General features: G+C 54.7%; 8 protein-coding genes and 1 other annotated feature. Of the genes, 2 read left to right on the top strand and 6 right to left on the bottom strand.

Features of this window, described 5'->3' with window-relative positions:
* Positions 1–233: 233 nt before the first annotated feature.
* Entirely contained in the window at positions 234–803 is a 570-nt protein-coding gene (locus IDH45_RS17895) for a ComEA family DNA-binding protein (protein WP_223836760.1), read from the bottom strand.
* Positions 804–1,012: 209 nt separating this feature from the next.
* Here IDH45_RS17895 and comER point away from each other — a divergent pair, with 209 nt between their 5' ends.
* Complete coding sequence (gene comER, locus IDH45_RS17890) at positions 1,013–1,846, top strand: late competence protein ComER (protein ID WP_190929495.1); 834 nt, start codon at positions 1,013–1,015, stop codon at positions 1,844–1,846.
* Positions 1,847–1,932: 86 nt separating this feature from the next.
* On the opposite strand, the gene leuS is transcribed toward comER, so the two are convergent.
* The 5 genes from leuS to IDH45_RS17865 form a co-directional block, all read right to left on the bottom strand.
* Entirely contained in the window at positions 1,933–4,395 is a 2,463-nt protein-coding gene (gene leuS / locus IDH45_RS17885) for a leucine--tRNA ligase (protein ID WP_190929494.1), read from the bottom strand.
* A gap of 786 nt (positions 4,396–5,181) precedes the next feature.
* Positions 5,182–5,445: a binding site (T-box leader), on the bottom strand.
* Between the two features lie 71 nt (positions 5,446–5,516).
* Complete coding sequence (locus IDH45_RS17880; RefSeq protein WP_190929493.1) at positions 5,517–7,730, bottom strand: DUF4838 domain-containing protein; 2,214 nt, start codon at positions 7,728–7,730, stop codon at positions 5,517–5,519.
* A gap of 207 nt (positions 7,731–7,937) precedes the next feature.
* The gene (locus IDH45_RS17875; RefSeq protein WP_190929492.1) at positions 7,938–9,467 is read right to left on the bottom strand and encodes an extracellular solute-binding protein; all 1,530 of its coding nucleotides are present in this window, start codon (positions 9,465–9,467) and stop codon (positions 7,938–7,940) included.
* 143 nt (positions 9,468–9,610) lie between these two features.
* The gene (locus IDH45_RS17870) at positions 9,611–10,477 is read right to left on the bottom strand and encodes a carbohydrate ABC transporter permease (protein WP_190929491.1); all 867 of its coding nucleotides are present in this window, start codon (positions 10,475–10,477) and stop codon (positions 9,611–9,613) included.
* Between the two features lie 13 nt (positions 10,478–10,490).
* On the bottom strand, positions 10,491–11,402 hold the full coding sequence (locus IDH45_RS17865) for an ABC transporter permease (protein WP_190929490.1): 912 nt from the start codon (positions 11,400–11,402) through the stop codon (positions 10,491–10,493).
* Positions 11,403–11,648: 246 nt separating this feature from the next.
* On the opposite strand from IDH45_RS17865, the gene IDH45_RS17860 reads away from it, so the two are divergent.
* Positions 11,649–13,904, top strand: coding sequence for a helix-turn-helix transcriptional regulator (locus IDH45_RS17860; protein WP_190929489.1), 2,256 nt, complete (start codon positions 11,649–11,651; stop codon positions 13,902–13,904).
* The last annotated feature ends 52 nt before the right edge of the window (positions 13,905–13,956 follow it).

Raw genomic sequence — 13,956 nt, 5'->3', positions numbered from 1 at the left:
GTTCAAAAAGTCCACTTTTGATCACGAAGCAGATACAGGAAGCCTACTCGACATCGAATATGGAATTCAGCCGGAACTTCCGGTGCTCACAAAAGCTCCCATTACGCTCCGCTCTTCACTTCCTGGCTTCATCCCATCTTCTCGGTGCTGAAAACCGGACTACTTGAACTCGCACTAATAGTAAACGTCCATATTGTCTCATATTTTTGGTCAAATGGAAAGGACATGCAGGATTAATTACCTATATGAATACGAGGTTTTAACTGTTCGAACGTTTTCTCGCCGATTCCTTTTACTTTCATTAGTTCTTCCGGGGATTTGAACCCGCCGCCGGCCGTTCGGTAGTCGATGATCGCCTTTGCCTTGGACGGACCGATTCCGGGCAGTTGCTGCAGCTCGGCAGCCGAAGCCCGGTTGATGTCGATCGCACCCTCGGAGGGCGGGGATACGGGAACCGACGGCGGCGCAGGTTCAGTCCCGCCCCCTCTGCCTGTATCGGCTCCGCCGCCCGAAGCTGCGGGGCCGCCGAGAGTGCCTGTACCTGAGTGCCCGGCCGCAGAGCCGCTTCCGCCTGCCTGCGCCTTTCCTCCCCCCGGCTCCGGAGCCGTTCCGGCGGGCTGCCGCTCTCCGTCTGCCGCGGCAAACAAAGCGAGCAGCTCCGCGCCGCGTACGGTCCAGCCCGCTCCGTGCATTCCGCGTCCTTGCGCGACCGTATCCGCGGTCCACAGCAGCAGCGCCAGGATCGACCATACCGCCGCAACGGCGTAAAACGACTGGTTTCTGTTCGTCGCACGCTTGTTCATGCAACAGCTCCTCTCCGATCTCAAACGGATTCGAAATCGTCCCGAACGAGACGCATAATGCCAACACCTCGCGCATACACATAGAAAAACGTGTATAGATGTCTGTATGCCGGGCCGCCTTCTTTAGCAGAAATGCCGAAACCCGGTTTTCATTGTGGAAACGCGCCTTTTTACCCGAAATTGTCTACTTCTCCGGGAGGGATATCGCCATGAAGGTTGGTTTTATCGGAACGGGCAGCATGGGAACCGTTCTAATCGAATCGTTTATCCGATCCGGGGCGATCCGGCCGTCTGCCGTCGTTGCGGCAAACCGATCGCACGAGAAAGCGGTGCGGCTGGCCGCGCGTTACCCCGGACTGACGGCCGCCGGATCGAACGGCGAGGTCGCCGCAGCTTGCGATCTCGTATTTCTCTGCGTCAGGCCGCTCTCCTTCAAATCGGTTATCGACGAAATCAAACCCTATATAACGGCTGACCAGATCGTAATCTCCATCACCAGCCCTGTGCTGCTCAAGCATCTGGAATCCGCTCTGCCCTGCAAAGTCGCCAAAGTGATACCCAGCATCACGAATGAAGTGCAAAGCGGAGCGGCTTTATGCATATACGGGGAACGGATGAACGGAGAAGATCGCACCTCTCTCGAAAGGTTGCTCAGCCCGATCAGCAAGCCGATTCGCGTAGCCGAATCGTATACCCGCGTCACCTCGGACATTTCCAGCTGCGGACCGGCCTTTCTCGCCTATTTCGTGCAAAAGCTGATCGACGCCGCGGTCCAGGTCGCCGGTATGCCCCGGGAAGAAGCGACCCGGCTCGCCTCTGAGACGCTGCTCGGCACCGGCAAGCTGCTGAACGAGGGCGGTTATACGCCGGAATCGCTCAGGCAGCGGGTAGCGGTTCCCGGCGGCATCATCGAAGCGGGACTCGAGCTGATGGAACGGGAGCTGGAGACGACTTTCGTCAGACTGCTGCAAGCGACCCATGCCAAATACGACGAAGACGTCGAAAAGATCGATCAGCTATTCTTCGGCAGCATCATAGACTAAACGGCCGGCCCAACGCCTGACGGAACTGCTTGTTCCCTGGCGAAGGCCGGCCGTTCGTTTCACGATCCCGTCCCTATGCTATGAGGTTAGCCGACAACGATGTTGACGAGCTTGCCTTTCACGGCAATCACTTTGCGTACCGTTTTGCCGTTTGTCGCTTCTTTTACTTTATCCAGGCCAAATGCAATTTCCTGCATCGCCGCTTCGTCGATACCGCTCGCGATTTTGACGCGGTCGGCGATCTTGCCGTTGACTTGAACGACGATTTCGACCTCGTCGTCTACCGTCAGCGCTTCGTCGTAAGCCGGCCACTCGGCGTACGTAATCGATTCGTTATGGCCGAGACGCTCCCACAGCTCTTCCGCAAGATGCGGCGCGATCGGCGACAGCATCTGCACGAAGTGGTTCATCGCTTCCGCCGGCAGCGACTCCGCTTTGTACGCTTCGTTGACGAAGATCATCAACTGGCTGATCGCGGTGTTGAAGCGCAGCGCATCGTAATCCTCGGTTACTTTCTTGATCGTCCGGTGCCACGTGCGGTTGAAAACCTCGCTCCCCGTACCGCCGATTTTCGAATTCAGGCTGCCGTCCTCGTTTACGAACAAACGCCAGATCCGGTTCAGGAACCGGTACGCGCCTTCCACCCCGTTCGTATTCCAAGGCTTCGTCGCTTCCAGCGGCCCCATGAACATCTCATACAGGCGGAGCGTATCCGCGCCGTATTGACCGACGATATCGTCCGGATTGACGACGTTGCCGCGCGACTTGCTCATTTTCTCCATATTCTCGCCGAGGATCATCCCCTGGTTAACGAGCTTGTAGAACGGCTCCTTCGTCGCGACGACGCCCAGGTCGTACAATACTTTATGCCAGAAGCGGGCGTACAGCAGATGGAGCACCGCGTGCTCCGCACCGCCGATATACAGATCGACCGGCAGCCATTCCTTCTGCTTCTCCGGCGAACACAGCTGCTCGCTGTTGTGCGGGTCGATAAACCGCAAATAATACCAGCAGCTTCCCGCCCATTGCGGCATCGTGTTCGTCTCGCGCTTCGCCGGCTTGCCCGTCTCCGGATCGACCGTATTCACCCAATCGGTGACGTTCGCCAGCGGCGATTCTCCTGTACCGGACGGACGGATCTCATCCACTTCCGGCAGCAGCAGCGGCAATTGATCTTCCGGCACCGGCTTCATCGTGCCGTCTTCCAGATGCAGAATCGGAATCGGTTCGCCCCAGTAACGCTGGCGGCTGAACAGCCAGTCGCGCAGACGGTACGTCACTTTGCCTTGTCCTTTGCCTTCGGCTTCCAGCCATCCGATCATCTTGGCGATCGCCTGTTCATTGTCCAGGCCGTCGAGCAGACCGGAGTTTACATGCGCGCCGTCACCGGAAAACGCCTCTTTCGACACATTGCCGCCCAGTACGACCTCGATGACCGGCAGACCGAACTGCTTCGCAAATTCCCAGTCGCGCTGGTCGTGTCCCGGAACGGCCATAATCGCCCCCGTACCGTAGCCGCCGAGCACATAATCGGCGATCCAGACCGGCACCTTGGCTCCGTTCACCGGATTGATCGCATACGCGCCCGTGAAAACACCGGTTTTTTCCTTCGCCAGGTCGGTGCGCTCCAGATCGCTCTTCGTCGCCGCTTTGTCCTGGTAAGCCTTGACCGCCGCAGACTGATCCGCAGTCGTAATCGCAGCGACCAGTTCATGCTCAGGAGCAAGCACGCAGTAGGTGGCTCCGAACAGCGTATCGGGACGCGTCGTGAACACCGTCAGGCTGCGGCCGGCATGACCGTCGAGCTCGAAGACTACCTCGGCTCCGGTCGACTTGCCGATCCAGTTGCGCTGCATATCCTTGATGCTTTCCGACCAGTCGAGCTCTTCGAGATCCTCGAGCAGCCGTTCGGCGTATTCGGTAATTTTGAGCACCCATTGGCGCATCGGCTTGCGGATGACCGGATGGTTGCCGCGTTCGCTGAGTCCGTCGATGACTTCTTCGTTCGCCAGCACCGTACCGAGCGCCGGACACCAGTTCACCGGCACTTCCGCTACATAGGCAAGCCCTTTTTTGTACAATTGTATGAAAATCCATTGCGTCCATTTGTAATAATCCGGATCGGTCGTGCTGAGCTCGCGGTCCCAGTCGTACGAGAAGCCGAGCGACTTGATCTGCCGGCGGAAGTTGTCGATATTAACGAACGTAATGTCGCGCGGGTGTTTGCCCGTATCGAGCGCATGCTGCTCGGCAGGAAGACCGAACGCGTCCCAGCCCATCGGATGGAGCACGTTGTACCCTCTCATCCGCTTGTAGCGGGAGACGATATCCGTCGCCGTATACCCTTCCGGATGACCGACGTGCAGCCCGGCCCCGGACGGGTAAGGGAACATGTCGAGCGCGTAAAACTTCGGCTTTTGTGTATTTTCGAGCACCTTGAACGTTTTGTTGCGATCCCAGTACTGCTGCCATTTCGGTTCGAACGCAAGCGGGTTGTAGCCTTGCGTTCCGGTTGGCGTTTGGTTGGACGTTTCGTTGATTTGCGTCATCAGCGCTTCCTCCTTGAATAACTTCCTTGTGACCGGGCCGGGCCGGGTATATAGGCGGTGCATGAATCGTTCTGCACGGTTACGGCCGGCGGCCGGATCTTGGTTGGAGATGCAGGGTCAAAACTGGAACAGCGGAGCGGAGCGATGCAAGTGCGGGTCGCATCCGGCGTACCGAGCACGGCTGCATATAGACGGCCGTTCGGCGGGGCGGCCTTGCAGCGCAAGACTGTCATGCACATAAGAGCAGCCATACAGCGCAGGAGCGGTCATGCACGCAAGATCGGCCATACAGCACAGGAGCGGTCATGCACGCAAGATCGGCCATACAGCACAGGAGCGGTCATGCACGCAGAGCTGCCATGCAGCCCCGATTCGGCGGAAACATGCCGGGTTCCCCCAGAAATAAGAGCTCCTTGCACCTCTTATTTTTCAGGAATTCGTGCGTCAAAACAAAATAAGAGATGTTAGCATTCGCTATTTCTGCAATTCACCGCTATATTCCTCACTTGCCCGGAAATAACGGTCTCAAACCGCTCTTATTCCCCTTCATCCGGCTATTACGGCCCGAATAAGAGGTCCAAAACGCTCTTATTCCCCGCGAGGAAGCCCTCTCTGCCGCAGTGCGGCGCACCGGATAAGATAAAGGTGGCAGAAAAATCGCTGCCGCCAGTAAAACTGCTGCCTCGCCGCTCCCCATACCTCATAAGCTTCCTGCCAACGCTCCGGCTCCGGAAGAACCGCGCCCGGCCTATACAAACCAAAAAACCTCCCGTCGCTAGCGTTATCGCTAGGGACGAGAGGTTGTAATTCCCGTGGTACCACCCTAGTTGACCTCTGCCGTACTTCGGCAGCTGCCCACTCTCCCCCTTAACGCGGGGATACGTACCGGCTTTCCTTCCCACGCGCCCTTGTTGCGGGTGTATGCGTGATCCGGGTTATGCCGTCGGCTCCGAGGCGAGTTCGTTCATCCCATTTACCGGCTTGCACCTCTAGCACCGGCTCTCTGCGCAAAATGAGAATCAAACTACTGCTCCTCTTCCATGCCTGTAATCGATATGGAACTTTCAAATATTATAAAGGCAATCGCGCGGGAAGTCAAGCAAGCCGAGCTTTTGCCGCGCTTAAGAATCCGCTGCCAGCCTGGCCTCGAACCGTTCGTACACATCAGTCACCCATGATGCGGCAAATCCGTTCTCGTAATATTTGCTGTAATCGTAATCCCGCAAAGGAGCGGTCGTCTCCTTCAGCTTGCCGGCCAGTTGTCTGCAGTGGGCAAATTCGGAGCGCGCCGCAGTTGTCCGGCCGCACTTCAGCATCCGGTGGCAGCGGACCATCCGGTAATAAAACAGCAGCATCGTCTGCCCGTAATCGAACCTCATCTCATCCTCCGCCAGCCGTGCCTCTACCACAGGATCGTCCGCTTCCAGAATTGCCTCGTCCAGTATCGACCTGCACGATTCCATCAGCCGAATCGTCTCCGTCAAGCCGATCCCGGCGTTAGAACCGTCCGTCCGGCCTTCGTACTTCAAATGCTCCAGCGTAAACAGCTCGTCCGCATCCTGCTTCAGCATCATCCAGATCGAATGCCTGTCGCCGTCGCGCTCCTGGTAGTGCTTGATCGGTTTTATATTAGCCAGCGCCAGCTCCAGCTTTTCATAAAACAGCTTCATCCGGCTAGCTTGGGACTTGTAATAATGGTCCAAATAGGCCGTTTTCCACACTTCGGCATCGGTAGTCGTATTCCACAGCAGCCTCGCATGAAGCGAGTTGCCGAGGGCCAGCATCCCCCAGCCTCCCCCGGTTATATGCATGTAGTAAAAATGCCGGGTTCCCGTCCGGTAATAATACGGAATATCGCAGGCCATCATTCGGCAAAACAGTACCGGCATCGCCGCGAACGTTCTGACGTTGTAATATTCGCCGACGACCAGCTCGCCCTTGTAATTCCGCTCCTTCTCCACCGTCCAGCGTCTGTAATTACCGTTCAAATCCGCATTCGTTTCGGTACAGCCGCTATCGTCAAACGAATGAACGTAACACCGCTCGATCGGGAAAAATGTCGCAAAACAGTTGCGGTAATCGAACGATTCCGGCAGCGGGCGGGCTGGCGCCTCCAGTGTCTCGTGATAAGCCGGAAACAAGATACGCACGTTGCGCTTCAGCCGGCCGTCCCGGACCGCCTGCAGGATCGCCTGCCGGAGCCGGTGAACGACGCCCAGCAGCAGATCCGTCTGGTTGCCCCCGTTGAAGCAGCTCTCGCATTCGCACCAGGCGCCGTTGTCGAGCAGCCAGAAATTCAGATCGTCCACCCGGGCGAGTTCCCCGTCAGCCAGTGATTTCACAACGTTTTCGGCCAGTTCGGCCGTAGCGTACGGATGCGTTAGACAGTAGTTGTCGCCGGCAAAATACTGCTCCGTATAAGCGTCCGGACTTCGGCGGTACGTTCTAGCCCCGCCGGACAACGCGAACCAGTCCGGATGAGCCTCCGCATAGGTAAGCGTTCCGTCCCCGTCGGCATCGCCCGCATATTCGGGACTGACCGGATAGCGGTCCTCGGGTCCGTCTCCGCCGAACAAGGGGTGCTTGTACGGATAGGCTGCGTTCGGATCCAAATATTTGTATAAAATGTCGTGACCGCCGCCCGCGATCCGAATTCCCCGTTTCTTCAAGGCGTGCGGATCGGCAACCCGGAATAAATGAGCGTAATTCATCCGGTTGCGGGCCATCCAATCGACAAACTCGCTGCGCCGGTCATCGATAAACTCGGAGTAACAGCCCCGCGTGCGGTAGTCGGCCGTCTCCACCCGCCGAACAGCCGGCAGTTCCGTCAGCCCTTCAGACGGCGACACCGTCCCTAATTCCCCCGGAGCGTACCAACGGACACCCAGCTCCTCCAGAAAAGCATACGACGCATACAACGTACCGATCCGACCTTCGCCCGCCAGAATCCAATCGCAGCCGTCCGGGCCCTGTATGGTCTCCAGCCGGAACGATTCTCCCGCATCGTCTTGGAAACCCGCATGCGCTCCTGCCTCACCGGCTTCCGCACTCCCTTGTTCCTGGGGCAAGCCGGCAAGCAGGCGGGACCCCGCCGAACCGATCCATATCCGGTACCCGTCCTCGCCTAACTGACTTGCATCTCGCAACTCCAGCTCGATTTCCTCCGCCAGCAGCTTGCGCAGAAAACCGAAAAGTTCAACTGCCGCGAAGCATTCGGTACACGTCGTCGCCCGGGAGTCGGAATCATCCCACCAGTCGATATCCTTCTCGGCAAACGCCGCTTGTGCCACACTTTCGTACGTTCCTTTATGAACGATAATCGCGAGCTTTTTCATTAAAATCCTCCCCTTACTCTTTCTTGGAGCATAGCAATCGATTTCTAATCACTTTCACAAGTAAGCATTTAAAGGAATGTACTCATTGTAATACGTTTCTCTCTATTTGTGTGGTTTTTTCGTACAATCAAAGCAATCTACGCGACAGAAAACCGTAAGACGGCGTTTCCGCCGTCCCACAGCCTTCTAGTCACCCCCGTATGACCGTTATTTCAGATTGGCACCTGCCGCACGGGAATAAGCAGTTTTATACAGTTCCGCCAGCTTCGGCAGACCCAGATTGTTTAGTCCCGTCACATATTGATTCCAGTTGTCGAAGCTGTTCTCGCCGAGAATGAATTTGATCACATGTTCGTCGCGATACTTATCCACAGCGGCTCCGGTGGTCGTGATCGTCTCCAACTCGTTTTGATTGAAATCCGGCAGCGCCCGGTATGGCGCATCGTATTTGCGTGCTTCTGCGTAGGCTTGCTGCAGTTCCTTGGAAGCGATCGACAGCAAGGCGTCATAATCGATCCAAGTATAGGTTCCGTTCGAGGCGAGACCTGTCCGTTTCCTCAGTTCGGTCGCATCCGTATACTCCGGATTCAGCTTCTTTTTGCCGTTCTCTACCGTGTAGGTCGTTCCCTCCTGCCCCCAGCTTGCCATCGTCCGGCCGTCTTCACTGTACAGGAAATCGATCGTTTTCATTATTTCTTTGACCTGTTTCGATTTGATCGATACAGTCAGACCCGAATCGACGACGTGCATGTAAGCGTTCTGCTGCTTCGCTCCGGGGAACCCTGCCGGCGGCGCCATAAAAGCGAGGTTGAAGTCCGGCTTGTCTTTGCGCAAAGCGTTGTTATAAAAATCGATCCGGCCGATATAATCAAACGTAACGAACGACTGGTCGGTCGACATCATATCCTGCCATTTTTTCGCATCGACGGTCAGCCAATCCGGCGGCATCAAGCCTTCTTTATAAAACTTGTTCAAATACTCGAGCATTTTGCGGTAGTTCGCTTCGGTAGGACCGTAGCTGACGTCTCCGCCGTTATGATAAAATCCTTCGTTCGTCCCGAAATGAGCCGACATCGTCTTCAGCAGCAGCAAGTTGCCACCGGTCCGGAAGCTGAACGGGTAGCTGTTCGGATACAGCACCTTCAGCTTTTTGAGCACCTCGTACAGTTCGTCGAACGTAGCCGGAGTTTTCAGATTATGTTTCTTAAATACGTCGTCCCGGTACATCCAGATCATCCGGTTCGCTTCGCCGAACCCTTCGTTAGGAAACATGTACATTTTTCCGTCCGCAGCCAACTGAGCCTTGGCGATATCCGGATATTTCTCCATCCACTTTTTAAAATTCGGCATGTCGCCCGTATGGTCCAAAATATTGACAAGCGCGCCTTGCTGGCCGTATTTGTTCGCTTGCGTCCGGCCGTACATGAACATCAGCTCCGGCATATCTCCCGAAGCGATCGACAAATTGATCGTATCCTCCAGTTTACCGGACGGGGTCTGCACCTGGAATGTAGCGCCGGTTTTCTGCTCGATCAGCTTCCACACCAGCCAATCCTTGCTGAACGGCGTGCTCGGATGGGACTCGGTCAGCATCGAGAACGTTTTTTTCGCCAGAGCTCCATTTTGTTCGGAAGCCGTTCCCGCCCCGTTGCCGCTTTCCTGCTTTCCGCCGCCGCAGCCGGCTATCGTTAATCCGGTCAAAGCCGTTAATGCGAGTATGCTGATCCCCTTTTTCACTTATACCTCTCCCTTATGAACGCTTATTGGTTGGTTGACCCAGCTTTATCGATACTTGCACGATTTCAAACCTTGAAACTTCGAGAAAGTCTATCATCAAGTCTGCTTGACGGGAAAGGTCATAATGAAGCTGCGAACAACTTTCAACCCTTCACCGCACCGACCATCCCTCCCTTGACAAAATACTTCTGGAGGAACGGATACACCGCTAGAATGGGAATTGTCGCTACCATGATCGTAGCATACTTCAAAGATTCTTCTACGATAACCGAATCGCCTCCTATACTCGCTGCATCCGCCGAGTTCAACTGCCCTGCCAGTACGATATTCCGCAGCACAACCTGCAACGGAAACAGGTCCGGGTTCCGCAAATATAAAAGCGGAAGTGTGAAGTTGTTCCACATGGCAACCGCGTAAAACAATCCGATCGTGGCGAAAATCGCTTTGGACAAAGGCAGAACGATTCTGAAAAAGACGCCCAGCTCGTTAAGCCCGTCCAGTTTGCCCGATTCCTCCAGTTCGGCGGGAACTCCGCCATAAAACGTCCGCATGATGAGCAGATTCCACGTACTGACGGCAGCCGGGAGAACCATCCCCCATACCGTGTCCATCAGCCCGTATGCTTTGACGACCAGAAAGGTCGGAATCATCCCGCCGCCGAAAAACATCGTGAACAGAACAAGCAGCGTAAAACCTCGGTGAAACGGCATCTCCCTTTTGGACAACGCATACGCGCCAAGCGAAGTGATGAACAATGAAATCGCGGTGCCGAGCGTGGTATACAGGATCGTATTGCCGTAAGCTTGCAGAATCCGCGAATCGTTCAGAACAATTTTGTACATATCGAGATTAAAACCTTTCGGCCAGATCGTAACCTCGCCCTTCATCACATAGATGTCTTTGCTGAGCGAAACGGCGGCCATGTACAGAAACGGATACAGCGTAACCGCAACAACGGCGAGCAGGATAACCGCATTCACCACGGAAAATAGACTGATTTTGCGCTTCATGCCCATCTCCTCCTCACCAAAGGCTCGTTTCCGAATATTTGCGACTTGCATAGTTCGTCGCAACGATAAAGACGAGGCTGACCAGACCAGTGAACAGATCGATCGCGGCCGCATAGCTGAAATTGCCCTGCATCAATCCGACCCGGTACACATAGGTGCTGATAATATCGGCAGTCTCGTAAGTAGCCGGATTGTACATCAGATACACTTTTTCGAAGCCGATCTCGATGATTTTGCCGACATTCAAGATCAGTAGCACGATCATCGTAGGTGCGATTCCCGGCAGCGTTACATGCCACAGCTTCCTGAACCGGGAAGCCCCGTCGATATCCGCCGCCTCGTACAGCATCGGGTTGATCGACGTAAGCGCGGCCAAGTACAGAATCGTCTCCCAGCCGGTATGCTGCCATATTTCCGAAGCGACATAGACGGAGCGGAACATGTCCGGCATTACCATAAAATTGACCGCCTCGAACCCGAACGCTTCAATCAGCTTGTTCACGAGCCCGCCGGTAGGAGATACAAACATAACAACCATGCTCACTACGACGACGTTGGAAATAAAGTGCGGCAAATAGCTGACCGTTTGGACGAACCGTTTAAATGCCATCTGCCTAAGCTCGTTCAAGAGAAGCGCGAGAATGACCGGTGCCGGAAACCCGAATAACAGCTTGTACAGCCCGAGCAGAAACGTATTGCGCAGCAGCGTTGCAAAATCCGGATTCTGAAAAAACATCGTATAATACTTGAACCCGACCCACGGGCTGTCCATAATGCCGATGAACGGATTGTACTGTTTAAACGAAACGACAATGCCGAACATCGGGACATACTTGAACAACAAGTAATACAGCAAGCACGGCAAAAACATAAGCAGCAAATACTTTTTACGGTTTAGCTCCGATAGCAGCGAAGTGGAAAACATAGGCGGTCCCGATCTCTCCTTGCCTGAATTTGGCGGCGCGCCAGCCGGCGATCGATATGGCCTTATCTTAAGGGGGCGGGGCGCTTTTGCAAATCGCCAACATTCGCTGAACCTATCCGGCTTCAAGAAAATCTAATAACCGGATAACATTAATGAAAAAGGATAACGTCGTCCCGGCGCGAGTTGTGGTATTTTAAGATGGAGCAAGGTACTTCAGCGTGTACGACTGCAGAGAGGTTGAGTTTCGTGTTGCTTAGGCGGTTGTTTGGAAAAAAGGATTCGACGGCTTCGTTGTTTGTCAAGCTGCTGAGCAGCTTTATGGTCATTATCGGCCTGCTTGCGTCATTCAGCTTCGCATCCAACGTTTTTTTGCTGCGCCATGTACAGAGTGAAATGGTAAAAACAAACCAAGCCAGCTTGAATAAAACGGTAGGCGATTATGAGAACCAGATCCGCTCGATCAAAAAATTCGCGATGAGCTTGTATTTGAACGAAACGGCCAAGCTGATGAACGGCACTTTGCCGGAGCGGACCGATTACGGTTTACTGTATCGGATTCACAACGAGCTTCAAACTCTGCTTGCGGATTCTCCGCTTAAGATTCACAATATCGTGTATATGCTGCATGGGAATGCGATCGTGGTGGATAAAGAAGGGACACGCGGATTCGGGGAGATGTTCGAAAATTATTACGGAAGCGCTCCCTATTCGAGCGAGTTTTGGCTTTCGGAACTGAGAAAACTGTCCGGGTTCGCCATCTATCCGGAAGCGGAGTTTTATATGAATGCGGTCGGCCAGCGGGAGAGCCGGGGAGCGTTCATCCCGATTCTGTTCCAAAACCCGTTTTACAAGCAATTTTCGCTGCTGCTGCTTGTCGACAGCACCAGTATGTTTCGCGACTACTATGGATCGGGTGAGGGCAGCCTCGCCATCTATGACGGCAGCGGACAATCGGTATTCGCCTCCAGCTCTGCTGCGCGTGCGCTGTCTTCACCGGAACTGGCCGAAAGCAGCGAGACGGGATACAAAAAACTGGACGGCTATTACGCCTATGTCCAGAAGGGAGCGGAGACCGGCTTTGCTTACGCAGGTCTTGTCCCTACCGCCCATATCGAGTCCGAGATCGCAAGACTCAACTGGACACTCGCCGCCTTTCTGCTGGTGTCGATCTCGATTGGCCTGGTCGTATCGCTGCTGTTCACCAGACGTCTGAACAACCCGCTGCGCCGAATACTGGAGTCGATTCAGCAGTCGAACTACTCGATGCCGGCAAGCAGCAACATCAAAGAGTTTGACCTGCTTGGCGGCCAATTGATCGACATCTTGAAAACAAACGACGAAATCCGGCAGGATATTAGCCAAAAAAACTCATTATTAAAACATTACGCTTATATCAACCGTCTGAAAAAGATTCATCCGCATTCCGGCGATTGGAAGTCTCTAGCGGAAGTCGATAAACCTTTCATCTTGATCGGCTTTCATCTCCTTTATCGGAACGCGCATCTGGAGGAAATCGGAGTTGATGTTCGCAGGTCGTCTTATTTTGTACGTGAAATGATTCATACGCTGGTCTCGGAATTGTTCCCCGATTCGTTAACGTTCCAGATCGAGCAAAATCTGATTCTAACGATTCTTTTCTCGGTAAACGATCCGTCCCAAACTGTTCCGGAGGCGCTGCAGCGATTGAAGACCGTTCTGGATATGGACCGGCACTATTATTTGGCTACGGTAACGGCCAGCCCGATACAAACCGATCCGGCCTCCTTCAATCCGACGTACGAGCATATTCTGGAGAGAGTTCTGACGAGAGGATTGGGGGACGACACGCAATTGCTGCCTTATAGGGTTCCTCCGGCGGATCCGGCCGCGGCGGAATGGGACGTCAAGGGGCTGCAGACTCACCTTGAAGCGGACAACGAGGAGGAACTCGTAAGAATGGGGCAACGGATGCTGGCCGCGCTCGACAAAAAAGGGGCGTCATTGCAGCAGTTTGCGAGCAGCGTACAAACGCTTTCCGAGCAGTTGACGAAGCTGCTGCCTGCGGCCGAGCGGCAGTCGTTCATGAATGTCGTCCGGTCCGCGGAGCCGGACCGATGCTACACGCTCGAATCATTCGAGCGTACGATCGAAACCTGTATGCGGACCGCCTGCTCGGCCTGCCGGCGTCATCGGAATGGTTCCGATCCAGTCTGCGATTATGTCATTCAATACGTGGAGAAGCATTACGGAGAAGATTTGTCGCTCGACATCATATCCGATCATCTCAACATGTCGGCTTCTTACTTGTCCACCTACTTCAAGGACAAGACGGGAACCAACTTCAGTGAGTATGTGCAGTCGTACCGGATGAATAAAGCGGCCCTGCTGTTGGAGACGACGGAGCTGAAAATCCTCGATATCGCCCAACAGGTCGGGTATCAGAGCGTGAACTCGTTCATTCGCAATTTCAAGCGGCATACCGGATTTCCTCCGGGCGAGTACCGGAAAAAACGGCTGGAGTGATTTACAGCCGGTCGCACACAAAGAGCCTCCCGCCCCGCTGCTAAGGGGTTGG

The sequence above is a fragment of the Paenibacillus oceani genome (assembly GCF_014705615.1).
GTDB classification, from domain to species: Bacteria; Bacillota; Bacilli; order Paenibacillales; family NBRC-103111; genus Paenibacillus_AB; species Paenibacillus_AB oceani.
Note: the sequence above shows the minus strand (reverse complement) of the source record. Positions and strands in the feature narration are given on the sequence as shown.

Coding starts and splice junctions, on each gene's coding strand:
- IDH45_RS17880 (WP_190929493.1), bottom strand. CDS start 7,730: ATGAAAAAGCTCGCGATTATCGTTCATAAAGGAACGTACGAAAGTGTG.
- IDH45_RS17865 (WP_190929490.1), bottom strand. CDS start 11,402: ATGTTTTCCACTTCGCTGCTATCGGAGCTAAACCGTAAAAAGTATTTG.
- IDH45_RS17895 (WP_223836760.1), bottom strand. CDS start 803: ATGAACAAGCGTGCGACGAACAGAAACCAGTCGTTTTACGCCGTTGCG.
- comER (WP_190929495.1), top strand. CDS start 1,013: ATGAAGGTTGGTTTTATCGGAACGGGCAGCATGGGAACCGTTCTAATC.
- IDH45_RS17870 (WP_190929491.1), bottom strand. CDS start 10,477: ATGAAGCGCAAAATCAGTCTATTTTCCGTGGTGAATGCGGTTATCCTG.
- leuS (WP_190929494.1), bottom strand. CDS start 4,395: ATGACGCAAATCAACGAAACGTCCAACCAAACGCCAACCGGAACGCAA.